Source organism: Mesorhizobium sp. M0587 (assembly GCF_040320945.1).
Classification (GTDB): Bacteria; Pseudomonadota; Alphaproteobacteria; order Rhizobiales; family Rhizobiaceae; genus Mesorhizobium.
On the sequence record NZ_JAMYQP010000030.1, the window covers coordinates 1 to 23,579 of the forward strand.

17 protein-coding genes and 6 pseudogenes are annotated in these 23,579 nt (G+C 60.1%); 11 read left to right on the forward strand and 12 right to left on the reverse strand.

Going from position 1 to position 23,579, the window contains the following annotated elements; all coding sequences use genetic code 11:
• Nucleotides 1-1,282: DUF4347 domain-containing protein (locus tag NKI49_RS23520; protein ID WP_352695783.1), on the reverse strand; the 1,282-nt coding region annotated here is incomplete at its 3' end.
• Nucleotides 1,283-1,687: 405 nt separating this feature from the next.
• On the opposite strand from NKI49_RS23520, the gene NKI49_RS23525 reads away from it, so the two are divergent.
• On the forward strand, nt 1,688-2,824 hold the full coding sequence (locus NKI49_RS23525; RefSeq protein WP_352608310.1) for a helix-turn-helix transcriptional regulator: 1,137 nt from the start codon (nt 1,688-1,690) through the stop codon (nt 2,822-2,824).
• Between the two features lie 47 nt (nt 2,825-2,871).
• Here NKI49_RS23525 and NKI49_RS23530 read toward each other — a convergent pair whose 3' ends face one another.
• From NKI49_RS23530 to NKI49_RS23540, 3 genes and pseudogenes are all read right to left on the reverse strand, one after another.
• On the reverse strand, nt 2,872-3,033 hold the full coding sequence (locus tag NKI49_RS23530) for a hypothetical protein (RefSeq protein WP_352608316.1): 162 nt from the start codon (nt 3,031-3,033) through the stop codon (nt 2,872-2,874).
• A 6-nt stretch (nt 3,034-3,039) separates the two neighbouring features.
• Nucleotides 3,040-3,289 (reverse strand): annotated as a pseudogene (locus NKI49_RS23535) (Tn3 family transposase); the annotation flags it as partial.
• Between the two features lie 225 nt (nt 3,290-3,514).
• Nucleotides 3,515-3,937, reverse strand: a complete 423-nt coding sequence (locus tag NKI49_RS23540; RefSeq protein WP_352608312.1) for a VOC family protein — start codon at nt 3,935-3,937, stop codon at nt 3,515-3,517.
• A gap of 448 nt (nt 3,938-4,385) precedes the next feature.
• Here NKI49_RS23540 and NKI49_RS23545 point away from each other — a divergent pair, with 448 nt between their 5' ends.
• The gene (locus NKI49_RS23545) at nt 4,386-9,377 is read left to right on the forward strand and encodes an autotransporter outer membrane beta-barrel domain-containing protein (protein WP_352695785.1); all 4,992 of its coding nucleotides are present in this window, start codon (nt 4,386-4,388) and stop codon (nt 9,375-9,377) included.
• Nucleotides 9,378-9,540: 163 nt separating this feature from the next.
• Here NKI49_RS23545 and gloA2 read toward each other — a convergent pair whose 3' ends face one another.
• On the reverse strand, nt 9,541-9,924 hold the full coding sequence (gene gloA2, locus NKI49_RS23550; protein ID WP_352605023.1) for an SMU1112c/YaeR family gloxylase I-like metalloprotein: 384 nt from the start codon (nt 9,922-9,924) through the stop codon (nt 9,541-9,543).
• Between the two features lie 713 nt (nt 9,925-10,637).
• Between gloA2 and NKI49_RS23555 the strand changes: the two genes are divergently transcribed.
• The 3 genes from NKI49_RS23555 (at nt 10,638) to NKI49_RS23565 (ending at nt 13,776) form a co-directional block, all read left to right on the forward strand.
• Entirely contained in the window at nt 10,638-11,753 is a 1,116-nt protein-coding gene (locus NKI49_RS23555) for a Fic family protein (RefSeq protein ID WP_352605021.1), read from the forward strand.
• Between the two features lie 429 nt (nt 11,754-12,182).
• Entirely contained in the window at nt 12,183-13,073 is an 891-nt protein-coding gene (locus NKI49_RS23560) for an adenylate/guanylate cyclase domain-containing protein (RefSeq protein WP_352605019.1), read from the forward strand.
• 46 nt (nt 13,074-13,119) lie between these two features.
• A complete protein-coding gene (locus NKI49_RS23565; protein WP_502899565.1) occupies nt 13,120-13,776 on the forward strand; it encodes a nucleotidyl transferase AbiEii/AbiGii toxin family protein in 657 nt (218 codons plus the stop codon).
• Between the two features lie 136 nt (nt 13,777-13,912).
• Here the strand turns inward: NKI49_RS23565 and NKI49_RS23570 are convergent, their stop codons facing one another.
• Nucleotides 13,913-14,179 (reverse strand): hypothetical protein, encoded by a 267-nt coding sequence (locus NKI49_RS23570; RefSeq protein ID WP_352605017.1) that lies wholly within the window; start codon nt 14,177-14,179, stop codon nt 13,913-13,915.
• 297 nt (nt 14,180-14,476) lie between these two features.
• Between NKI49_RS23570 and NKI49_RS23575 the strand changes: the two are divergent.
• A pseudogene (locus NKI49_RS23575) lies at nt 14,477-15,506 on the forward strand (IS110 family RNA-guided transposase).
• A 426-nt stretch (nt 15,507-15,932) separates the two neighbouring features.
• Nucleotides 15,933-16,132 (forward strand): annotated as a pseudogene (locus tag NKI49_RS23580) (SOS response-associated peptidase family protein); the annotation flags it as partial.
• A gap of 1 nt (nt 16,133) precedes the next feature.
• Here the strand turns inward: NKI49_RS23580 and NKI49_RS23585 are convergent.
• A complete protein-coding gene (locus tag NKI49_RS23585; RefSeq protein WP_352605015.1) occupies nt 16,134-16,514 on the reverse strand; it encodes a hypothetical protein in 381 nt (126 codons plus the stop codon).
• The gene (locus NKI49_RS23590; RefSeq protein ID WP_352605013.1) at nt 16,514-17,269 is read right to left on the reverse strand and encodes a hypothetical protein; all 756 of its coding nucleotides are present in this window, start codon (nt 17,267-17,269) and stop codon (nt 16,514-16,516) included. The genes NKI49_RS23585 and NKI49_RS23590 overlap by 1 nt, the downstream gene beginning before the upstream one ends.
• A 122-nt stretch (nt 17,270-17,391) precedes the next feature.
• Between NKI49_RS23590 and NKI49_RS23595 the strand changes: the two genes are divergently transcribed.
• Nucleotides 17,392-17,874, forward strand: a complete 483-nt coding sequence (locus tag NKI49_RS23595) for a hypothetical protein (protein WP_352605011.1) — start codon at nt 17,392-17,394, stop codon at nt 17,872-17,874.
• 74 nt (nt 17,875-17,948) lie between these two features.
• Here NKI49_RS23595 and NKI49_RS23600 read toward each other — a convergent pair whose 3' ends face one another.
• Nucleotides 17,949-18,173 (reverse strand): hypothetical protein, encoded by a 225-nt coding sequence (locus NKI49_RS23600; RefSeq protein WP_352605009.1) that lies wholly within the window; start codon nt 18,171-18,173, stop codon nt 17,949-17,951.
• Between the two features lie 18 nt (nt 18,174-18,191).
• On the opposite strand from NKI49_RS23600, the gene NKI49_RS23605 reads away from it, so the two are divergent.
• Nucleotides 18,192-18,602: a LysR substrate-binding domain-containing protein gene (locus tag NKI49_RS23605; RefSeq protein ID WP_502899564.1), complete on the forward strand. Its 411-nt coding sequence runs from the start codon at nt 18,192-18,194 to the stop codon at nt 18,600-18,602.
• Nucleotides 18,603-18,931: 329 nt separating this feature from the next.
• Here the strand turns inward: NKI49_RS23605 and NKI49_RS23610 are convergent, their stop codons facing one another.
• Both NKI49_RS23610 and NKI49_RS23615 read right to left on the reverse strand, forming a co-directional pair.
• Nucleotides 18,932-19,609 carry an outer membrane protein gene (locus NKI49_RS23610; protein ID WP_352605007.1) on the reverse strand — a complete coding sequence of 226 codons (678 nt, stop codon included), beginning with the start codon at nt 19,607-19,609 and terminating at the stop codon, nt 18,932-18,934.
• Nucleotides 19,610-20,015: 406 nt separating this feature from the next.
• Nucleotides 20,016-20,415, reverse strand: a pseudogene (locus tag NKI49_RS23615) (NAD(P)H-dependent flavin oxidoreductase); the annotation flags it as partial.
• A gap of 546 nt (nt 20,416-20,961) precedes the next feature.
• Between NKI49_RS23615 and NKI49_RS23620 the strand changes: the two are divergent.
• Nucleotides 20,962-21,274 (forward strand): annotated as a pseudogene (locus tag NKI49_RS23620) (DUF736 domain-containing protein).
• A gap of 87 nt (nt 21,275-21,361) precedes the next feature.
• On the opposite strand, the gene NKI49_RS23625 reads toward NKI49_RS23620, so the two are convergent.
• Nucleotides 21,362-21,895, reverse strand: coding sequence for a Ros/MucR family transcriptional regulator (locus tag NKI49_RS23625; protein WP_352605005.1), 534 nt, complete (start codon nt 21,893-21,895; stop codon nt 21,362-21,364).
• 472 nt (nt 21,896-22,367) lie between these two features.
• Here NKI49_RS23625 and NKI49_RS23630 point away from each other — a divergent pair.
• Nucleotides 22,368-23,503: pseudogene (locus NKI49_RS23630) on the forward strand (DUF932 domain-containing protein).
• Nucleotides 23,504-23,579 lie beyond the last annotated feature (76 nt).

Here is a 23,579-nt window from a genome sequence, read left to right on the forward strand (position 1 = left end):
TACCGTCATTCATGTTGACGGTTGTGAAGCCGTCCCATTGGGTCGCACTGACGGTGAAAGTCTGATCGTAGCCGTTGCCGCTCCCCTGATTGATGGCTGCCAACGTCTCGACATTGCTGACGGTGCCGACGGATAGATCAACACTGGTGCCGTCTCCAGTGGAGGTGAAATTCAGGCTGTCACCGGCGCCGGTGCCGCCATCGATAGATTCACCCGCCACGAACTGGCCGGTTCCTATATTAATCGTATCGTTGTCGCCGCCTGCATTGATGTTATCCGCGCCCGCACCAGCGTTGATGATATCGGCCTTTATACTGCCCGTCAGTGTGTCGCTGCCTGAGGTACCGTTGATCGTAATGGTATCGACGCCGCTGGTCCACGATGAGAAGGTCCACAGTGCCGCCGAAAAAAACGATGCGTTGTTGATGGTGATCGCCTGATTTGCCGCAGTCCCCGTGACTGCCAGGCTTGTCGAGAGGAGGCTCGTGCTAAACTGGGAAGAGTTGAAAATCGCGGTTGTTGTTCCGGAGGTATTATTGAATGCGAGTGACTCATAATTATGGAACCCGTGACTTGCGTCGCTTCCTGCTGCACTGAGATCAATGGCTCCCCCAGCCAATGCACTAATGAGAATAATATCGCTTCCGTTGGCACCATTAAAATAATCGGCCGCCTGAATCTGGTTGGTGGCGCTGACCAGCAGCGTATCTCCACCGCCCGTTTGAGAAATGTTATCGGTGCCGGTGGTGGCGCTGTTGGTAGCCAGAACCTTGGAATAAGTCAGCTGCGCAGACTTTAACAGCGGCGAGTCGAAAGTGGCACAGCTCGTCAAGCGGTCAAGGGTCCAGCTGCCGCCCAGTGCATGCGCCCCGACCAGACCAGACGCGGCCGCGACGGCACGGCCGATCAGGCGCTGGATGGCCCTGACGAAGTCATCGCCTCCCGGACCTTTTCCTGTTTCGCAGCACCAAAATTGCAATACGCCATCGCTGGCGAGCGCGGATCGCAGTGAAGCGGTGAGGAGGGGACGGGCTGCTAAATCGTCCGCCTCAGCTGTACCTGAAGTGAACAGTATTTTGCCTGAAGAACCATGGGCTAGAATATGAATCGCTTTGAGCCCGGTCTGATTGGCTAAAGCCAATTGGACCTGTTCGAGTGCGCCAGAAGCTTGTGTCAAAATGACCGATTTGACGTCAGGACGAAGGCTCCCAGCCAATTTTGTAGCATCTCCTATGCCGCAATCGATGAAGGCTATTTCACTTATAGAGCTGGGCATCTTCATCCTCCACAGCACCTGTGGTTCTCAAGAAGCAGGCGAAAATCTTAGTGCATTCGTAGGACAGCGAACCTCCCATTTGGGGGTACTGGATGAAAAACCCTGGAGTTCTGACGCTAGGTAAGGTAACTTGATCGAGAGGGAGTGGGACAAACTCTTTTTGACGCCACAGCGCAGCATTTTGCGGCCAAGCGCTTTGGTCGAATCGCTTAGGTGACGGGGAATTTGTGAAAATTTGGGTACATTGCAACCCTGCTCGACGGGACCCAAGTGTCCCTAGTCGGCGGGGTAGCGCGCAGCCATCGGACAAGGCTTCATCTTCCTTAGAGCTTCCTGAAAGCAGCTCCAAAAGTTCCCTGATTGCCCCTGGCGTAGGTTTGCCGATTTGGATTCTGGTCAGGCGCTCACGCCATGTTTGATAAACCCTATGAAGCTTTGTTGGATACAATTTACGAAGCAGTCGTATTGCCCCAGAAGTGGATCGAAGTGTGCGATAGCTTGGCCCGGCTGGAAAACGGGGTTGGTGCATTATTATTGCCAGACGTCACCGAATTGCGAAGGTTCGGGCTACCTCATTCTGATACGCTAAACGAGTCTGTCGAGATCTATCAACGGGACGGCTGGTATTTCCAAGATGAACGATATCACGGAAGAGCCGTTCACGGACTTGCCCGCGTAGTGTTTGACCAGGACGTTATGACGGCGGAACAAATGGTAACCTCGCCGTTCTATAATGACTTCCTTCGTCCCTGTGGCCTCAGATGGTTTGCTGGCATCAGCATCAGTGTCGGTGGCAAGCCGTGGACGGCATCGATCCAGCGCAGCAACAAGCAGGGGCCGTTCGAGGAATCAGACCGTCGGCGGCTCGGACTCGTGGCAAGCCATCTGTCTCGCGCCGCCACCACTGCCGCTGCCCTCCATTACGCCCATGCTGAGGGCGCGGTGGACGCTTTCGAGCGCATGTCGATCGGCGCTGTCGTAGTAGATGACGGTGGGCGCGCCATTCTAATCAACAAGATCGCCTACGCGCTAATGGGTGATGGTCTGCAAATTCGCCAAAGTAGATTGGAGGCAACCAACAACACCGATGCAGTTGCCCTAAATGCCATGTTGCACGCATGCACTTTACGTTCGAATGTTGGTCAGCTATCCCCTCCGCAAACAGTTGTGCTTCAGCGACCGTCGGGGAAACACGCTTATCAGATAACAGCCTGCCCCTTGAGCGCGCGGTCGGTCGATATTTTTGGCAACGCACGGGCCCTTATTCTTATTGTAGACCCCGCACAACGGCGCAAACCGACCACAGAGGTTCTGCATACGCAGTTTGGCTTGTCGGTATCTGAGGCTAATCTTGCCAAGCTGCTTGCCGCGGGTCTTTCGCTTGAGGACGCCGCGAATGTGGTTTGTATTACTGGAGGAACCGCACGGTCCTATCTAAAATCTATTTTTTCCAAAACAGAAACGCACCGGCAAGGTCAACTGGTTGCCCTACTCGCCCCCCTAGCGCTCCTCTCAAACGACGAAAGAGTTGATGTCTTGTTAAAATGACAAAACGTAAGTGGGGCAGGTCGGGGTCGGAACAGAGCAGTTCGAAATCATAGATTAAGATAGAACGGAGCAAGAACCTTATTCGGCGCGCCGTAGCCCAGCCAAGAGGCGAAGCACCTGAAGCCTTCCTGGAGATGCTGCTGGCTGTCCCAGGTGTAGATGCCGGTCAGGTGGATATGCTCCCAACTCAGCGGCGAGATGTGCTTCAACAGTGGAATGTTTCGTCGCCCGCGTTTGAGCGGCGTGACCGCGCGGTCGAGATAGACCGTGTTCCAATGTACAATCGGGCTGACGATGAAATTGAGGCCCGACGCTCGGAATGCCTGGCTTTCGAGTGGACGATTTCGGATTTCGCCGGAAGAAGACCGCGCGCTTGAGCTTGTGCGAGACTTCGCCCTTGTTAAGGCCGGCCTCGCAGCGCCGGCGCAGTGCCGGACTTGAATGTAAGCGGTGTCTCGGGACCATCTTTCGGGAGTGTTCGCGATCTGTGAGGTTGCCGATCCTGTATGGGGACCGGAGATCGGCTTGTGTCTGGACTTGACCTTACGCTTACCCGGAGCGGCCAGCCTGGCCCTGATGTCAAAGTTCGTATCGTGCCTTCAAGATTCTTCGAGGATGAGGGCCCGTCCTTAATCCGTGCCGATCAGCCCCGCTCAATGCAGCCGAGCGAGGCTGATCGGTTAAAGTATGTCAGTCCGCCTTGTTGCCCGAAGGCATTGCAGGAACGCCCATCCACATCGCGCCCACGGCATGACCATCGGGATCAGCGAGGTCTCGGGTGTACATGAACCCGTGATCCTCGATTGGATTGATGTCGGCGGTTCCGCCGTTTGCAGCAGCAGCTGCAGCCATCGCATCGACGGCGTCACGGCTGTCCAGGGACAGCGCCAGCATTACCTCGCTGGACGTTGAGGGCGGGATGAGGCGGGTGGTCATGGTCTGCCATTTCTCCCGGCTGAGCAGCATGAAGTTGATTTCATCGCTCCACATCATCCCCGCAGCCGTCTCACTGGTGAACCTGGGATTGTTCTTGAACCCGAGAGACTCATAGAAGCCGTGGATGCCTTCACGTCGGCCACCGGCAGGCCGACAAAAATCTTCTTGGTCATACATCATTCCTATCGTTGTTGAGATGGCAGTCCACCGATTGGCGTCTGCTTGAAGACGTTTTGACCGCCCGCATTGCCGACACGGCGTCTAATTTTTTATTACCAATGCAGCGGAGCTGTTGCCGAGACATACAGCGTTCATTTGGAATCAGGCGGCGCGTGTCTGCTTTTCGCGTGCCGCGAAGCCTTCGAGTTCACTCGATGGGATCGGCCGAGGGCCAGGAGCTCCGAAAATTCCGCGCAAATCCATGCGGCGAGATTGTTCTCGCGATGCGTAAGGGTCCTCATTATGAGCCAAAGCTAATATAAATATATTTCTTATCACGCAAACGTCGCAGACCAGATTTTACTGGCCATTATTAGCTTCTTGGTAGCTTTCAAGACTATAACGTCTTGTGGGCGAATAACTTTCATGCTGCGTTCGGCGCACTTGGGAATCAGGGAGCATAGGCATGGCGGAGCGGATTCTGGCGCGCGATGGGATTTGGGTTTTGCATCTCGCGCGCTTGCAGCAAGCCGTGTCGCTTCGCTCCAGCGCTTCTTCCCTTGCGATCCTTGCTGTCACCGTCGCACTGAGCGCCGCGCCCGCTTGGGCCGATGGCGGCAATGGCGTCGGCGTAGGCGCCGGACAGGGGGGTGTGGACGGTTCGCTAGCGGGCGCCACGGGTCAGAATGCCGCCCCTGGCGCTAGCGCCGGTGGCGGCGGTGGCGGCGTTGACCTCACGACGGGCAACGGTGCGGCCGGCGGGTCGGGATCGCTAAGTGGGACAGCTAACAACCCAAATGGCATTGCCGGTGCGACCGGTGCTACGGGCCTGGTCATCTCCACAGACGGAACCATTGCAACGAGCATCAGCGGAGGGGCCGGCGCTTTAGGCTCAACTTCTACGAACGGTGTCGTCAGGAGCGGCGGCGGTGGCGGTGGCGGTGTCGGCGTCAGTGCCACGGCCGACGTTACCGTCACCGGAACAGGATCGGTGACAGGTGGCATTGGTGGCCGAACCGGAATCGGTAGCAATAGCGGCAGCGGCGGTGGCGGCGTTGGTATATTCTCGTCCGCAAACGTGTTTGTGGAGGCGGGCGGCAGCGTTACCGGCGGCACTAGTACCGTCACAGCTGGTTCACAAGCAGGTGGTGGCGGCGGCGCAGCTGCTGTCGTCCTGACCGGTGGCGGAACGATAGAGAACAGCGGAAACCTTCTTGGGGGAGCTGGCGGAAGAGTCGTCCTCCAGGCCAACGCTGGCGACGGCGGAGCCGGTGTTCTGCTGCTTTCGGGCGGAACCGTCATCAACGGGACCGGGGCGACGATCATTGGCGGCATTGGCGGTCAGGCCGGCGCGACCGGAACGGCAGGCGATGGCGGCGCGGGCATCAAGGGCGCCAACATCGCCGTCATTAATGCGGGCACGATCACAGGTGGCGCCGTCGGCGCGGGTGGTGGAACGCCGGTAGCCGGCAAAGCCATCGAATTCACGGGCGGCGTGAACTCGCTGGAGATTCAGGCCGGCTCCACCATCACGGGCAATGTGGTTGCTTTCAGCAATGCCGATACGTTCAAGCTGAGCGGCGGTACCAACGCCAGTTTCGATGTGTCGCAGATCGGCGCTGGCGCCAAATATGACGGGTTCGGGTTCTACGAGAAAACGGGCAACAGCACCTGGACGCTGACGGGGACGACGACTGCCGTCACGCCTTGGACATTGTCCGGCGGAATCCTGCAGATATCGAGCGACAACAATCTGGGCGCGCTCTTGGGCGGCTTGACCTTCAATGGTGGCACGCTGGAAACCACCGCCGACATCACCAGCGCCCGGACCATCGTACTGACCGGCAGCGGAACGTCCCTGACCGATGCCAGCACGACCCTCACGCTTAGCAATGTCATCGCCGGCGCAGGCGGTCTCACGAAAGCCGGCGACGGCACGCTGGTTTTGACAGGCGCCAATACCTACACTGGCGGCTCCACGATCACCGCCGGCACGTTCCAACTCGGCGATGGCGGCACCTCCGGCAGCATTGTCGGCAATGTCCTCGACGACAGCACACTGACATTCAACCGCTCAAATGCATTGATCGTCGATGGTGCGATCTCAGGCACCGGCGCGGTGGTTCAGCAAGGCTCGGGCAGCACGACACTGACCGGTCTGAACAGCTACAGCGGCGGCACTGTGATCACCGGCGGCACGTTGATCGGTCAGGGATCGAGCCTCGGCACCAGCGGAATCCTCAACGACGCCGCGCTCGTCTTCGACCAGCCGACCGACGCCATCTTTGCCGCCCCCATCGACGGCAGCGGCTCCCTTACCAAGCAAGGTCTTGGCAAGCTGAGCCTCACCGGCACAAACACTTATAGCGGCGCCACCACGGTCGATAGCGGCAAGCTCGCGGTCGAGGGCTCGCTCGGCAACACGCAGACGACGGTCAACAGCGGCGGTACGCTGGGCGGCTCCGGCACGATCGGCGGCGCGGTCATCATCACCGATGGCGGCGTGCTGGCGCCGGGTTCGAGTCCCGGCACACTGGCGGTCGGGTCGCTCAGCCTGAGTTCCGGCTCGATCCTCGACTATCAGCTGGGCCAGGCCGGCATTGTCGGCGGTGGCGTCAACGACCTGATCGAGGTGACCGGAAACCTGACGCTGGACGGCAGCGTCAACATAACCGACGTCGGCGGCTTCGGCCCCGGCGTCTACCGGCTGATCAATTATGGCGGTGCGCTTGCCGACAACGGTCTCGAACTGGGCACTCTGCCGGCCGGCGTTACGACGGCCGACCTGACGGTCCAGACCTCGGTCGCCAACCAGGTCAATCTGGTCAGCAGCGTCGGCAACGACCTGCTGTTCTGGGATGGTGACGCGGCCGGCAGTCCCAACAACGATCTGGTCGACGGCGGCAACGGCACCTGGACGGCGACGAGCCCGACCTGGACCATGAGCACCGGCCTGGTCAACGGCGCCATGAAGCCGCAGCCCGGTTTTGCCATCTTCCAGACGCTCGGCGGCACCGTCGTCGCCAACGATAGCGCCGGCGCGCTGGAAGTCACCGGAATGCAGTTTGCCGCCGATGGCTACCGCATCGAAGGTGACCCCGTAACACTGGCCGGCGCCGGCGGCGAGAGCATCATCCGCGTCGGCGACGGTACCCCGGCCGGAAACGGCTACACCGCCACCATCGCTTCGGTGCTGGCCGGAGCAAGCAGCCTGACCAAGACCGATGCCGGCACGTTGGTGCTTTCGGGCGCCAACACCTACACGGGCGGCACAATGGTTGCGGGTGGAGTGCTCTCTGTTTCAGCCGACAACAACCTTGGAGCTGCCGGCGGCGGCCTCACTCTTTCCGGCGGGACGCTGCGCAATACCGCCGCCTTCTCCTCGGCGCGGAATATCATCGTTTCCGCAGCCGGCGGCACCTTCGACACCGTGGCCGATCTCACCCTTGCCGGCGTGATCTCGGGCGCCGGCAGCCTTGCCAAGACCGGCCAGGGCACGCTGACGCTGGCCGGAACGAACAGCTATGGCGGCAACACGCTGGTAAGTGCCGGCACGCTGCTCGGCAATGCGGCTTCGATCCGCGGTGACATCGGCAATTCCGGCATCGTCGTATTCGACCAGGCGGCGGACGCCAGCTTTGCCGGCAATATCTCCGGCACCGGCGCGATGGTGAAGGACGGCGCCGGCACGCTGACGCTTGCAGGCACCTCGCTGCTCGATTGGACCATCGATCAGGGCGGCCTCGTCTCGGCGGCCGAGCGCTTCGGCGGCGATGTCGCGATCGGCGCCGGCACCTCTTTCACATTCGACCAGGTCGTCAACGCCAGTTATGCCGGCGTGCTCTCAGGCGCCGGCACGTTCATCAAGGGCGGCCAGGGCACGCTGGTGCTCGCCTCGGATAATTCCGCCTTTACGGGCGCCACTTCGGTCACCGGCGGCACGCTTGCCGCTGGCGCAGCGAACGCGTTCAGTTCCTCCTCGCAATTCTCGGTCGCCTCAGGCGCCACGCTCGATCTCGCCGGCACTTCGCAGACGCTTGCCGGGCTGAGCAACGCCGGCACGGTTCTTATAGCCAGCGGCGGCCCCGGCCACACACTTACCGTCAGCGGCGACTATGTCGGCAACGGCGGTAACGTCGTTCTCAACACCGCGCTCGGCGGTGACGGGTCGCCGACCGACATGCTGGTGATCGCCGGCAACACATCGGGGACGGGCACCCTTCAGGTCGTCAATTTCGGCGGTTCAGGAGACCAAACGGTCGAAGGCATCAAGATCGTCGACGTCGGTGGCATCTCCAACGGCAGCTTCTCACTGAAGGGCAACTACACCTTCGAAGGGAATCAGGCGGTGGTCGGCGGTGCCTACGCCTACAGGCTCTACCAGGGCGGCACCAGCACGCCCGGCGACGGCGACTGGTATCTGCGTTCCGCCCTGATCGATGGCGGCGGACCCGGAACTCCGCTCTATCAGGCCGGCGCGCCTCTTTATGAGGCCTATGCGGGTGTGTTGCAGACCTTCAACCAGCTGGGCACCCTCCAGCAGCGGCTCGGCAACCGCTCGTGGACCGTCGAAGCGCAAGGTGCCGACGGGATTTCCGACGAGGTGAAGGCCGAGGCCGGTATCGGGCTGTGGGGCAGGATCGAAGGCACCAGCGGGTCCTACGATCCGGAAAGCTCCACCACGGGAACGAGTTATGACACCTCGACCTGGAGGCTGCAGACCGGCGCCGACATGCTTTTGTCCGACAGCGCGGCCGGTCAGCTCATCGGCGGCGTCGCCTTCCAGTACGGCACCGTGTCCGCCGACGTATCCTCGGTCTTCGGCAGCGGGTCGATCGATAGCACCGGCACCGGCGTTTCCGGCTCGCTGACCTGGTACGGCGCCGAGGGCTTTTACCTCGACGGCCAGGCGCAGGTAATCTGGTACGACAGCAATCTCGACTCGGCGACCGCGGGACAGCGGCTCGTCGACGGCAACAATGGCGTCGGCTACGCGCTCGGCGTCGAAGCGGGCAAGCGTATCATGCTCGATCCCAATTGGTCGCTGACGCCGCAGGCGCAGCTTGCCTGGTCGTCGGTCGACCTCGACGCCTTTACCGACGCCTTCGGCGCGAGGGTCGCCCCCGGCAGCAACGACAGCCTGCTCGGCCGCCTCGGCCTCTCGCTCGAACACCAGACGCAATGGCAGGACCGCTCGGGCCGCGCCGGCCACACGAACCTCTACAGCATAGCCAACCTTTATTACGACTTCGAGGATGGCTCCTCGGTCGACCTCGCCGGCAGCAGCCTTTCGAACCGCAACCAGCAACTGTGGGGCGGCCTCGGTATCGGCGGCACGATCGACTGGGCCGACGACAGGTTTTCGGTATTCGGCGAAGCCATCGCCCGGACGGCACTGGAAGACTTTGGTGATAGTCATGCGCTGACCGGCTCACTGGGGTTGCGGGTCAAGTGGTGAGCGTTCCCCACTGGGCTGCGGATAGAACTGACGCACCATGCGGTGCTTGGCTGGACCCGATCGAGCTTGGCCCAGATTGGCCGATGATCGTTGAGGAGCCAAGTGTCTTTCCTGAAACCTGCCGTTCTCAAAAGGCGGTAGTCGCGAAAGGGGCTAACGGTTCCTATTGGGCCTCGTAGAGTTCCAGCGGCAATCCATCTGGGTCGCTGAAAAAGGTGAATCGCTGATCCGTGTACGGGTCGGTCCGGATTGACTCAACGGCAACGCCGGCGGCTTCCAGGCGCGCAATTACGGGTTCGAGATTGACCACGGTGAATGCCAGATGTCGCAGGCCTGTCGCCTCCGGATAGGACGGCCGCATCACCGGGGCGGGGAAGGAGAACAATTCCAACTGGGCGGACCCGATCCGCAGGTCGGCCTTCCATGACTGCCGCTCCGCCCGATAGACCTCCCGGATCAGATCAAGGCCGAGGAGTTCGACATAGAACCGTCGCGACCGGTCGTAGTCTGTGCAGATGAGCGCGACGTGGTGAATGGCGTTCAGCATGCTACGAACTCTAGCCAAGCTGGGATTTGAGGCCAAGGTCACCATCGGGTACGAGGCCACTTTGTTTATATCCCGCGAGGGCCGCCTCGTCGTTGCGGACTTCCTCTCCGCCCAACGTCGCCGCCAGAGAGCAAACAACGCGTCATAACGCGGCCTCGCGACAGGCAGTTATCAACGCCGATCTTGCCAAAACGAAAGTCCCCATGAACGCAGACAATGCGGCGCTGCCGACTTCCACTTTGGTGCCGGTATCGTCGTGATCTTCGACCCTGAGGGTTGGGTTGGGAGTTGAGATCCGCTTGCCTTTGGCGCCTGCACTGCGGCCGGATGAAGGGAACCGGCTATGGCGCTTTTCGTCGCTGAATTGACTAGGCGCCATTGCGTGGACATTGAAGCACTGCTGGGGCGAATTCAGGATCCGGCGGCAGCCGGTGAAGAAGTGGATGGTTGAACCACCAGCCCAACCACCAAAGCACCCGTGTTGCAGGGGTCGACTCTTTCGGCTGCCTGCAACGAAAAGCCGGATGGAAACTAGGCCCGATCCGACCGTCCGTGTGGCGCCCGTCCGGGCTGACCCATCCATTTCCGTGCTGCCTTCATAGCGATTTATCGAGGCCTCAGTGCAGTTTGATCATGCCGGCTGAGGCATAGATAAGATTGCTATAGCTCACCTTTTTCGCTATCATGAGTTATAGTAAGGCGTTCTATAGCTCATGGCATGGAATTGGGAGCAGGCCGACTGGCCGCATTTTACCTACGACAAGATGGCATTGGACCCGCTGGAAAGCGAGTTCCTATTGCGATCGGGCGAGTTCCTCGGCGTCTTTCGTCACGTCGGGTCCGAGGATCGCGATCAGATCCGCGTCGAGCTTATCAGCGAAGAGGCGTTGAAGACATCCGCCATCGAAGGGGAATACCTCAACCGCGAGAGCCTGCAATCGTCCTTACGGCAGCAACTTGGGCTTGGAGGTGAAAACAGACGCATTCCTCCAGCCGAGCGAGGCGTCTCAGAAATGATGGCCGACGTGTATTTGCATTTTGCGGAGCCGCTTTCGCATCGCACCCTCTACGCTTGGCACAAGATGGTGATGTCGGGTGAACGGCGTATCAAAACTATCGGCAATTATCGCCAGCATGCCGATGCGATGCAGATCGTCTCCAGTCGGCTGGACAAGCCCAAAGTGCATTTCGAGGCGCCACCCTCGTCGCGCGTGAAAGCCGAAATGAACGCCTTTGCCATCTGGTTCAACGATACTGCCCCCAAGGGCAAGACTCCGATCCCCGCGCTGACGCGCGCCGGTATCGCACACCTCTATTTTGAGAGCATCCATCCGTTCGAAGACGGCAACGGCCGCATAGGACGCGCGCTTTGCGAAAAGGCGCTGGCGCAAAATCTGGGCGAGCCAAGCCTCATCGCGTTGGCCTATACGATCGAACGTCATCGCAAAGCTTATTACGACCGGCTGGAAGCCAGCAACAAGAGCAACGCAATTACCGACTGGCTGCTATATTTCGCCGACACGATCCTCGAAGCGCAGCGCGTGACGCTTGCTCGTGTCGAATTCTCCGTCGCCAAGGCCAAATTCCACGAGCGCCATCGGGATCAGTTCAACGAGCGCCAGGAAAAAGTCATCGCTCGAATGTTCGGCGAAGGTATCGACGGTTTCAAGGGTGGTCTCAGCGCCGAGAATTACATCGCCACCACCCAGGCGTCGCGCGCTACGGCGACGAGGGATCTGCAGGATCTGGTTGCCAAAGGTGCGCTGACCAGAACTGGTGAACTCCGACACACACGTTACACGCTGAATATTCGTGACGATCGTGAGTAAATCCCGTCAGCGAATGAAGGGACAGGCTGGTAAACAGCCCGCTTGTCTCAATATCGGACGCAACACACGCGCTTCAGAGTACGTCCGCTCGGGCCAGCCGCCGCAACAAGCCGCGACCCACTGGGGACCAAAAAAGGACCGTCAAACACGGCTGAACGGTCCGAACGGTAGCACCCGGAATTCGCTCGTCGCCGTGGCGTGCCTCACTTGCCGCATGACGCAAGGAACACCCGCACGCCGGCGCGGGGTGCCGTCGAAGCTTCACCGGTTTCGGAATCGACTCGTCACCCAGCAGCATGGCCCCGTTCAACGGCTTGCCCATAATCAACCAATTGAAGCACCGCCCGGCTCCCGGGCGCGGAATTAGATAAGTTAAAGGCAACTTTGGTGTGCTATATAGGCTGTGTTCGCGGCGCGGATACGAGATCGATGGATCAGGAAAGACTTCTAGCCGCAGTCCTCTTAGCTGATGTCGTGGGCAGCACGTCCCTCTATGAGCGCATCGGCGACGATGCCGCTCTGCAGCAGGTCTCTGATTGCCTGGACGCGATGCGCGAGATCGTCGCACGGCACGGCGGAGATTTCATCCACTCGAAAGGCGATGACGTATTCAGCGTGTTCGAGAACCCGGAGGCGGCGCTGAGAGCCGTCTGCCAAATCAGCCGCCAACTTACGAAAGGGCCGTTGAGCGCCCGTATCGGATTGCATTTCGGCGCGGTCATTCGCACGCGGGGCGAGGTATTCGGTGACGTTGTCAATGTCACCTCAAGGTTGTCCACCACGGCCAACCCCGGGGAGGTGCTGATCAGCCAGAGCTTCTGCGAAGCCCTCTCCGCAAAAAGCCGCAAAGCACTACGGCTCCTCGACAAAATGGCCTTGAAAGGGAAGCAAGAACTCTTCGATGTCTATACGCTGTGGAGCGACGATGGGGCGCTCGGTACGCAGATCACCAACTGGGGCACCATTACCGATAAGCTCTCCGCCTCGCCGCGGCAGATCAATCTGGTCATCCGCTACGGAGATCAATTGCGATCCTGTCGAAACAACGAATTCGTGACCATCGGCCGATCTCCGGAACGCAATATTGTCGTCCAGCGGCCCTGGGTTTCAAGGCATCACGCGACCTTCACCATTTCGAATGGCAGGGCCCGGCTTGTCGAGCGAAGCTCGTCGGGCACGTTTGTGTCGATGGGACCCGGCCATGAAGTATTCGTACGCCGCGAAGATATTCTCCTCTTCGGCTCCGGCGTCATCTCGCCTGGATTGAGGTCGACCCTCGGCGACGCCCAGCTTCTTCACTACGAAATTGTCTCAGACTGACTCGGCCGGACTCGTTAGCCGCGACCGGCTTCGAGCGGCCGCGACCATGCTCCTCGCAGCGCTGGGCACGCTGATCAAGGCACGCGAGAGCTTTCAAGCACCTCGCTCCTGCGATCGGTATGTCCGTCCGGCGGTGACGATTGAGTCAGGCGCTAAGTCAGCGCTCGATCCGAACACGCCGCAGATCGGATCCTATGTCGATGAGGACGCGCCAGGTCTCGATCTAAGTCTAGCAGACGTCACTACGGTCGATCCGGACCGGACCTTTTGGGACAAGGTCGTGATCCTTCACGGCTTGCCGCGCTGGTTTGAGCGTCGCGGTGAACTGCGTGGTGGCGGACAACGGATCTCGTGCCACTATTACGACATCCATCAGCTCATGGAGTCCGAAATCGGCCGCCGGGCGATCGCGAACAAGGATATTGGCGTGGACTGCGTGGCTCATGCTCGTATGTTTTTCAATCGCAAGGAGTACGACCTTGCGACTGCGCAGCCGCCGACGGTTCGCACTGTTGCTCCGACGCGGCATGATGGCTACAGCGGCGCCGTTTCGTTCGTGCTGAGCAACTGCGCCGGGGCTGTCTGCAGCCGGTGCACGCCTATTTCCCCGCGGACCCGGTACAGGTGCACGGGATCTGTGATGTTCTTGAAGACTCTATCGCCCATGTCGTCGAATATGAAGGCAGAGTTGCGTCGGACATGATCGAAGAGCGCACTGCTCACGTAGATAGAATCTGGTTCGGCGGCTGCCTGGATACGAGATGCCAGGTTGATGCCGTCTCCGACCAGATCGTCCCCTTGCACCACGACATCTGCGATATGTAAGCCAAATCGCGTCCTCAGTGGCTCTTCCGACGGTCCTGAGCACCAGCAAGCGCGCTGCGTATCTCGACTGCGCCGCGCACCGCGTTGACGACGCTCGGGAACTCAGCCAGCGCGGCGTCACCCGCTGTCTTAAAAACGCGGCCGTCAAGCAGGCCGACCTTCTCCGAAATCAGTGCCTGGCAGCTAGCCAAACGTTCGGCCGTCTGCTCCTCAGCCCGCTCCATCATCGCGGAGTAGCCGACGATATCGCTGACCATGAGAGCAGCCATCTTGCGCTTCATGGTGACATTCCTATGCGAAGGCGAACAACTGTCATCCGATTGTCGCACCAATAGGCAGGCCGTTTTTCTGCGGCGGCAACGGTATCTTAGCTGATTGGGATGCGGGCGCACTGGGAAAACACTCAAACTAGTCTTTGGATTTGGGGCCGAGGAACGAACATGAAGTAATCGCGGAAGCGGTGGCCACCTGAGATGTGGCGGCGATGTTCGAACATCTGGCCGGCTGGCTGTCCTCCGATAGGATGAAGAACGGGCTCTCGATCGACACCGGGCCCAGCCACCGAACGGAGGACAGCCATGGAACACTATATCGGCCTCGACGTATCCATGAAAGAGACGGCAATATCGATCCGGCAGAACGGTAAGAGGATTTGGCGGGGCAAGTGCGCATCCGATCCGCAACTGCTTGCGGCGGTGATCCGCAAGCGCGCACCGCATGTCCGGCGGGTTGTGTTCGAAACGGGGCCGCTGTCGGTGTGGTTCTACCATGCGTTGACGGCAGAGGGCCTGCCGGTGATCTGCATCGACGCGCGGCATGCCAAAGCCGCGCTCGACATGGCCGCGAACAAGACCGATGCGAACGATGCCGATGGCCTGGCACATCTGGCCGAGGTCGGCTTCTACCGAGAGGTCCGCGTCAAAGGTTTCGACAGCATGCTGATCCGCACGCTGATCACCGCGCGGCGCCAACTTCTTAAGATGCGTTTGCAGATATCCAATCAAATCCGTGGATTGATGAAGACGTTCGGCCTTGTCGTGCCCAAGGGCGCCGGAAGCGTATTCGAGCAACGTTCGCGACCTTCTGCGGGGTGAAGAAAAGCTGGCGCGCATTGTTGTGCCAATGCTGCAGGCATGGAGTGGTATCCGATACCAAATCGCAGAGCTGAGCAAGCAGCTGGCAGCGATGGCGCGTAACGACCAGCATTGCCGTCTGCTCATGTCAGTGCCCGGTGTAGGCACCGTCACAGCCACCGCCTTTGCCGCAGCGGTGGAGGATCCGGCCAACTTCAGGAACTCGCGCGCCGTGGGCGCATGGGTGGGCCTGACCCCGAGGCGCTACCAGTCCGGCGAGGTCGATAATGATGGTCATATCTCGCGCCGTGGCGACAGTCAGTTGCGCGGACTGCTATATGAGGCGGCCGCGGTCATCCTGAACCGGTCGACGGATACCAGCATCCTGCGAACCTGGGCGTTGGAGCTGAAAGATCGGCTCGGCTTCAAGCGAGCGGCCGTGGCCCTGGCGCGCAAGCTGGCAGTCATCATGCATGCGATGCTCCGGACGGGCGAGTTGTTCGATCCGCACGGAGGAAAACCCGCCGCTGTCTGATCCTGCAGACGTTTAGCTACGACCATTCTTCACGCCATTCCACCGATAGCGTTCTTACGGGACGCACCGAGTCGTCCCTGCCGGGACGTGGCTGAGATCATTCCGCGAAGCGGGAAGCAACTGCCTCGTTTAGCAGATTGCGTAACGAACATAGGAAGATCTCACCTGCGAAACTCATCCTGCGGCGATCATCGCGTCGACCGCGTAGACGACCCTGTACCCGGCATTCGGACGAACGAGAACCGACAGAAAGGACGACGGCCTTGCACTCACCCCCTTGACGGTCGAGCGATTAGACGACCCGCTGCGCGGGAGGGCGCCCGCGATTGAGGTAGAGATCACGAGCCGGTCCTTGCGCTCGGATTGAGGATGGCCGGCGGCGGCAGAGCATCACGGCCCTTGTAGGTGAAGGACGAGTAGGCTGTCGGCAACAAGCCGTCCACGTTCACGATGGGGACGACCGATCCTGGGCCGGATGTCGCCCCATATCACAATCGGCAGGTGGTCGTTCTTCGTCCCAGGATTGGGCGGCCTGGATCGATCTGACAAAGCCCGAGGCTGAGTTGCTGCGTCCGCTCCCGGCCGGATCGCTCTCGGTCGAGACAGTTCGCCCCGAAAACGCGTGACTTAGCTGCGCAAGATCTCTGGTACGCTGAGCGGCCCGAGATCGAGAACCGGCGCGTATTCGCCCGTGCGGCGCCAGATGCCTCGCACCTTTCCATTTTCCCGATGCCGCCTCGGATCGAACATCAGCCCCTCGAAGTGATCAAGGAACACCTCTGCAGATGCGGCATCGCTAAAGCAATAGAGCCGATAGATTTCATATTTGCCGTTCGGCCAAATCGCCTGCACATGCCGCGTCTCGTGCTTGAGCCCTCGTTCCTGGCAGAACTTCGCGATCATGGTGAAGTTGCGGTCGGTGCAGAGGTCATCCGGCAGCGCAACCTGGTGTGGCCAATCGCGGTCGATGACCGATGGCGTTGGTGAGCCCCGGCTGCGTTTGACCACTATTCGAAATGCAAGGACTGGCCGCGCATCATTGCCAGCGTCAACGCGATTGCAGGATTTGCAGGTGGCTTCTCCATATGCAAGGAGCCGTCGAAATCGCGCCATGCCGCCATGCGCAATTCATCATCGTCATCGCTGGCTCTCGGGTCGAAAACGTGGGCATCGCAGGGATCGCGGTCGATCTCGATTGTCCAGTTCTTCAGCGCCTTGCGAGCCATCACTTCGACCTGGGCAAGATCGCTGGTGAAGAAGGGGATGCGGTCTCCATCTTCCGAAAGCGGCTCAACCCGATCCAGCGTCGGCCGCTCGGGAACCCAACCGAGAACGAAGGCAACATCGAAATCAATCTGGCGGTCCGGGCCAGTCATCATCTCCAGCCGCTTGATGACATCAGGATAGAGTTGCTTCCGCTCCGGCCAGGTGTCTGGAATCGCCTCAGCTTGCAGCTTCGTGCGGGGAACGTTGACCAGTTCCATGACCGGATGGTGCGGAACTTTGTCCTCCGGCCAGCCCGCACAACACGCAGCCGCCGCAGCCTTGTCGGCCTCCATCCAAGCGGCCGCGGCGCGGTCCTCGTCCTCGGCAGGCTTGTCGTCTTCTGGAAAGCCTTTGATATCCCACCCTTCCAACGCAAACAGCCCTTCCGCGCCTTGCAAAGCGGTGATGCCGGTGCGTGAAAACACCGCTTCGGCTGCCGCGATGCCGCGTGCGAGCTCTTCGGGTGTTGCGTCCTCAATGTTCAAGCGAAGTTCCATAGTTCGCCTCCTATGGCGTTATCCTGTCAATGTGAACAAAATGAGAACAAAGAGTCAAGCGTGCCCTTGACGAGAGAGGAATATGTTCCCTATTTCAGTGCCATCTTGAGCAGCAAAGGACCATGGCTCGGCGTCAATCGCGCTTGGCGAAAACAGCGGAAGACAATTTTCGGATCGAGGTCTGGGATCGCGAGGAGCAGGCTTTGTCGGAAACCATTTCGCGTTCTCCCGATTCAACGGTGAGTCAGGCAGCCTGGCAAGCCGCCATCCGGCGCCGCCCAGGGATGTTGCTGATTCACTACAACAGTCGGCATGTGATGGAGAAAAACCTAACACCCGGCGAGGTCAAGGTCCCACCGCAGGCGATCATCGACGGCAGCGTTCACGCCGGCCTCGATGTGGCGCTCGGCGATCTTCGCGAGTGGCATGTATTGCGGGCTTGGTGCAGGTCCTGTTCGCACCATGGAACGGTGAAGCCTGCCGGACTCATCGAACGCTATGGAAAAGGGGCGCTGTTCAGTACTGTCGAGCGCGCGCTCTTTTGCACGAGTTGTGACAGGGGCGGGCCTGTCAGGCTGGAAATTCACAAGTTGCCACGCAATTGACAGAGTTGAAGGGATGCAAGACCTCATCGATTTCTTCCAGATCAACTCGGCGCAAAAAGCTTGGTCCCGCTCAATCACAGGGATGCCAGCGCGCTGGACATGCGCTCCAGCCCTTGGCGCAACAGAGGACGCGGGCAGCCGACATTCAGACGGATGAAGCCTTCGCCGCCAGGCCCATAGACGCGGCCGTCGTAGAGATTAACCCCGGCCTGCTCGACAAAGAACTTCTGAATTCCACCCACTCTGCGGTCGAGCGCGCACGCGTCCAACCACACCAGAAACGACGCGTCGGGCCGCATGGGCGTGATGCCTGGAAGGTGTTCACCGGCGAACTCGCAAACCAGATCTATGTTGCTGGCCTCTTGGATGCCGCGCTGACGAAGTCGAACCTCGCGCTGCGCTGGTCCTACGAAGTGACGCACCTCTCGACGTCACTCGGTCTGGTCGAAGCCGGTCTCGGGATATCGGTCTTGCCGCGCATGGCAACCCCGCAGGGCGACCATCCGTTCCTGGTCACAAGGCCCATCCGCGAGTCCCGAAATCTCGCGCACGATCGGAGTCGTGCGCCGACGCGGCGCATCGCTCTCCCGCCCGCCGAGAGGTTCATGCGCATGCTGATTGAAACATGGGGTGAAGCTTCAACGCCCCACCTGACCAATTCAAATGGCAAGGCCGCTCGGGATTCTAGCCCGCATGCTCCCCAACCAGACCATAGGGATGCGCCGTAACATCAAAGATTATGGACGGCGGTTCGGCTACGGACGGGCGGATTCAACCTTTGCGACAATGCTTCTATCGCCGCGAACAGAGCTTTCCTCGACGCCGTTCGAAGTCGATGCGGATAATCCGAACTGCGATTGGCGCTACGACGATCAATCCCGACTTGCTCACCTAAGCGGAGAAGCTGCAATACGAATGCTATCTGCGGCGTGAGAGACAAACGCGGCAACCATGAAACTTGCCGGCGAACTCGATGCGGCCATCTGGACCGCGAGGTCCGGCGAGCGCGTGAAGCCATAAAAGGCTGCGGGGCGAGCGCCCCGCTTTGTATGGTCGGTCAGAACTTGTAGCTGACACCTAGTCGAACAGCCTGGAATGATGGGTCGATCTTTTCATCATAACCGTTGACCGGGAACGAAATTCGTTTCGAACCAAAATCTGTGTACCGATACTCGATACGCGCAGTGAGGTTATCCGTAAAAGCGTACTCGGCACCCGTTCCAATGGCCCAACCATGGAATGTGGCAGAGTTGCTTTCTGCCGTTGCTCCGCCGAAGCCTTCAACCGCGTATGCTGAGCCTCGCATAATGGCATAACCGCCCGTGCCGTACAGGAGAACGCGGTCTAATGCGTAGCCAACTCGCCCGCGTACCGACCCCAGCCACTTGAACTCAAAGCCGTTAATGTGACCGCCGGAGCCGCCATCATCGCCATCGATATTAGAAGCTTCGAAGTCTCCTTCAAGGCCAAGTACCCAAGCGTCGAATTGCTTATTGTAACCAACGTGCGCGCCGCCAAGCCATCCATTTCCGTCAGCATCATCTTGCGTGAAGTCAAACGGCCCGCCGACAATTGCGTACGGCTGGTCGACGCGGCTCCACCCATATCCAGCCTGCAAGCCGACATAGAACCCGCTCCAGTCATACACGGACGCGATAGGTGCAACCACGTCAGCGGCCAAGACAGGCGTAAGCGTCAACGCGGACAACGCGGATGCGAGAAGAAGTCGTTTCATAGCGATCACCCCCAAATGCAATCTGTCGAATAGATACGTCGCATCTAAGCGGTCAACGGAATCTACTGAGGAGCGGCCTTGATTGGTCCAATTTGTTGACGATCGTGGCCCACGGGCAACAATGATGGTGTATATTGGGACCTACTTCCGCAGCCGGTCTGTCGGGCCCAATCCCAATTGAGGCGGGCGATCGCCGCCTGGCCGGCTGCGCCAGCCCGACCCGCTCCGCCGGCCAGGCTCCCAGTGGAGCCCGGACCAAGACCAAACTTACATTTGCCCTGGGCCACTCAGTGGGGCCGTTCAGAAGCGCTTTGAGACAGCGTTCGTTTTCATGTTAGCCGTTCTTGCGATCCTGATATCGTCCAAGGCGTGCAGGGCAGCTGCACCGGATCATGTCTGTTCCCAGTCATAGCCGATGGGGCTTCAGTTGCGTTGCGTCCGTGGCCCATTTCAGCGTCAGTTCTCTCGCCGGCAACTGTTTGCCGAGTGCGGCCGACTGCCCGGCCCGCAGCGGCGAGAAATCGCCTGAGCCCGTTGCTTCGGCCGCCGGCCGGTCCCAGTTCACGCGTGAAGCGGTTGACGACAGCCCGAGAGCCGGACGCCCGGTGAACACGTTGGTAAGTGCCGTCCCGTCATCACGCATGTGCCAGCGCGCTTTTATGCACTGCGCTGGCCAGAGATTCTGGACAGCGCAGGTAGGCGGTGCCGATCTGCACGGCAGACGCGCCGAGCATGAAGGCGGCGGCGATGCCGCGCCGGTCAGCAATGCCGCCTTCCGCGATCACCGGCACCGAGACTTCACGAGCGTTGGCGGCTTGGAAGCGCTGCGTTCAGCATTCAATCGGTCGTCTTCGGAGCCGCCCGAAACTCGATGGCGGGTCAGCCCAAGATGAAGGAAGTCGGCCGTTCCTTTTTCATCCGTTGGAGGACGGACGCACTCTCCTGGCGTTTGGGTCAGTTCTTTGACAGGACGGAGAGGCGCCACGGCACGGGCGACATCAGCTGTGACAGATAGCAGCCTGGTGGCGGTTCCTTCCGCCAATTCTAAGCTACGCCCACAACGTCCTCGGATGGATTGGGTCTGACCGAAGACCGTCTTCGCTGCACTCAGTCTCGATCGTCTTCCCGCAACGACGGCGCTGCGTTTTCTTCCCCTGTCCGCTGAGCGTCCATTCCTCGCGGTCCAAGAAAGCCTCGCGCCGCCGCCTTCCACTTCGTTTCAGCCCCTAAGGACCACCCCATTGCGCAGCGCAACGGGGACCCGGTGGGTGCGGACCGATCGTCTCCGGTCTCACGACCACCATCGAGGCCGCGATGGGCGCGGCCCGAGAAAAACAGAAGGAACCACCACAATGGCTACAATCGGCACATTCTCGCGCACCGCGAAAGGCTTCTCCGGCTCGGTCAAGACCCTCAACCTCGACGTCAAGACGGTGACGTTCTCTCCAGCGGTTGGCGAAAAGGAAAAGGGGTCCCGACTTCCGCATCTTCGCCGGCGCCACCGAGTTCGGGGCGGCATGGAAGAAGACCTCGCGCGAGGGCCGCAACTACCACTCCGTCAAGCTCGACGATCCCAGCTTCCCCGCTCCAATCTATGCGAGTCTGGTCGAGACCGACACCGAGGGCGAATTCTCGCTCATCTGGTCCCGCCGCACCGCAGAGTGACCCGACTAGACACGAAGCCCCGCCGAAAAGGCGGGGCTTTGCCATGGTCAGGTCCCACAGCTTGGCACGTCCGCCAGCCGCAGCGCACTAGGCTTTGGCTGGTGCCTTGCGCGTCTTCTTCACTGGTGACTTGATGGCGGCCGGGGTCGTCGTTGCTGCTGCCGCACGAGCAGTCCGTTTTGGTTTTTCCACCGCGGCAGGAATGGGCGCAGCCGCTTTCCGCCCGAGGCCAGATGACTTCGCAAGGGCCGAACGCGTGGCCGCGTAATTCGGCGCCACCATCGGATAGTCGGAGGGCAGGTTCCATTTCTGCCGGTATTCGTCAGGGGTCAGATTGTAGTGGACTCCGATATGGCGTTTCAGCGATTTGAATTGTTTTCCGTCTTCCAGGCAGATGATGAAGTCCGGCGTCACGGACTTCCTGATCGATACTGCCGGTTCCTGCTTCACCACAGGTCCCGTCACCGGCGTGCCGAGCCCTTGTAGAGCGGCATGGATATCGCCGATCAGTTTCGGCAATTCGCCGACAGGCAGCGGATTGTTCGACACATAGGCGGCGACAATGTCGGCCGCTATCGACACGGTATCCGCTTGGCTGATTTGTTCGGGCGCAGTGGTCATACAGTTTTCCTCTTATTGTACCGGACGGTTTAGCGATTTTGATTTGCATATGCCGCGGACAGTCAATAGTATATTTCTTTATAAAATCCAAAGCTCTTGCACAACATAAAAGAGTAAGCTTCGCATTCATGGTTCTGATCGATAACCCTGTCGATCCGTTGGGCAGCGAGGGACTTCCCCTCGCTTCCCCACCATTGCCGCCTGTGCAGAGCAGGACCGCCGGCTCGCAAAGCGGCCCACTGCAGCAAAAACGGCCATCAATTTCCATCCGCTCCGCTCGACCGTGCAACCCGGCTCCGCGCGCCGCCATTGGCCCCCATCACTCCCGCGCGCTCACGCGCCCCGGAAGGCATGCCGGGTGACATGCCTTCGGCATTGACGGAAAAGGAGTGAGCACAATGGATATGACCACCATCTCAACAGCGAGAGCAACGGCCAGCAGCGGCCTGCTTCCAGCGGCTTCCGTGTCGAAGTGTCGCGCGGCGAGCGGATCGGACGAGTTTCCTCGGAATGGTTTTCACGTCCCGATGACGAGCGTTTTCTGAGCCTTACCGAGCTTTATGATGCCGTGAAGAAGAGAGCCGACCGCGCCACCGCCCGCACCGTTGAGAGCCGCGCGGTTCGCGTCGAAGCGACCCGCGACAATGCAGAGCGGCTTTCGCTTATCATCCCCGGACAAGAGCAACCGATTGCACCCACGCATTGGAGTTTTGGCCAGCTTTGCAGTCTTGTCAGCGCGCCGGCGACCTATATGCGCCAGCTGCCCGCACCGCGGGCAGGCATCAATTTGCAGCATAGCCTTTTGAGCCATCGGGCGGAATTGATGAAGACCCTTGAGACGGAGGATGGACGCGTTGAGCTTCGCGCCGTCACCGGCCCGGACTATGGCCGCATTTGGGACCACGAGCTTGTCACCGCCGTCATGAAGATAGCGGGTAACGGAACCGGCGACACCATGTGGAAGGTGCCGGGCGTTCTCAATTGGGCGACGCTGACCCACAATCCTTTCGTCAACATCACAAAGGACACCACGACGCTTTACGCCAGCGACCGAGACGTGTTCCTGTTTCTGGTGGATGACACGCATCCGATCGAAGCCGGGCGCCTTCCGAATGGAGACCCGGATTTGTATTTCCGCGGCTTCTATTGCTGGAATTCGGAAGTCGGTTCGAAGACGCTGGGCATTGCGAGTTTCTATCTCCGCGCTGTTTGCATGAACCGCAATCTGTGGGGTGTGGAAGGCTTTGAAGAAATCAGTATCCGGCATTCGAAGTTTGCAGCACTTCGTTTTGCTCATGAGGCAGCGCCCGCCTTGACGAGCTTTGCGAACTCAAGTCCGGCGCCGTTCATCGCCGGCATCAAGGCCGCGCGCGAGAAGATCGTCGCCCGTAGCGACGAAGACCGCGAAAGCTTCCTGCGCAAGCGCGGTTTCTCCAAGAGCGAAACGGGCAAGATATCGAGGCTGTGTTGCGGGAGGAAGGCCGCCCGCCCGAAAGCATCTTCGATTTTGTCCAGGGCATGACCGCGCATGCGCGTACCAAAGCGCATCAGGATAGCCGATTGGAGCTCGAAGGCAGGGCGAAGGCCTTGTTGGAAAAGGCGGCATGAGGGAACGAAAGGCCGCGCAGCGAACGTTTCGCCGCGGGCCCTATCAGGCCCGCCGTGTCACCGAGACCGCCATACA

Excerpts from the sequence above, each read along its gene's own strand:
- NKI49_RS23545 (WP_352695785.1), top strand. The coding sequence starts at position 4,386 with ATGGCGGAGCGGATTCTGGCGCGCGATGGGATTTGGGTTTTGCATCTC.
- NKI49_RS23570 (WP_352605017.1), bottom strand. The coding sequence starts at position 14,179 with ATGAAGCGCAAGATGGCTGCTCTCATGGTCAGCGATATCGTCGGCTAC.
- NKI49_RS23595 (WP_352605011.1), top strand. The coding sequence starts at position 17,392 with ATGGCTCGGCGTCAATCGCGCTTGGCGAAAACAGCGGAAGACAATTTT.
- NKI49_RS23540 (WP_352608312.1), bottom strand. The coding sequence starts at position 3,937 with ATGTATGACCAAGAAGATTTTTGTCGGCCTGCCGGTGGCCGACGTGAA.
- gloA2 (WP_352605023.1), bottom strand. The coding sequence starts at position 9,924 with ATGCTGAACGCCATTCACCACGTCGCGCTCATCTGCACAGACTACGAC.
- NKI49_RS23560 (WP_352605019.1), top strand. The coding sequence starts at position 12,183 with ATGGATCAGGAAAGACTTCTAGCCGCAGTCCTCTTAGCTGATGTCGTG.
- NKI49_RS23555 (WP_352605021.1), top strand. The coding sequence starts at position 10,638 with ATGGCATGGAATTGGGAGCAGGCCGACTGGCCGCATTTTACCTACGAC.
- NKI49_RS23625 (WP_352605005.1), bottom strand. The coding sequence starts at position 21,895 with ATGACCACTGCGCCCGAACAAATCAGCCAAGCGGATACCGTGTCGATA.
- NKI49_RS23525 (WP_352608310.1), top strand. The coding sequence starts at position 1,688 with ATGTTTGATAAACCCTATGAAGCTTTGTTGGATACAATTTACGAAGCA.
- NKI49_RS23600 (WP_352605009.1), bottom strand. The coding sequence starts at position 18,173 with ATGCGGCCCGACGCGTCGTTTCTGGTGTGGTTGGACGCGTGCGCGCTC.
- NKI49_RS23590 (WP_352605013.1), bottom strand. The coding sequence starts at position 17,269 with ATGGAACTTCGCTTGAACATTGAGGACGCAACACCCGAAGAGCTCGCA.
- NKI49_RS23565 (WP_502899565.1), top strand. The coding sequence starts at position 13,120 with ATGCTCCTCGCAGCGCTGGGCACGCTGATCAAGGCACGCGAGAGCTTT.
- NKI49_RS23610 (WP_352605007.1), bottom strand. The coding sequence starts at position 19,609 with ATGAAACGACTTCTTCTCGCATCCGCGTTGTCCGCGTTGACGCTTACG.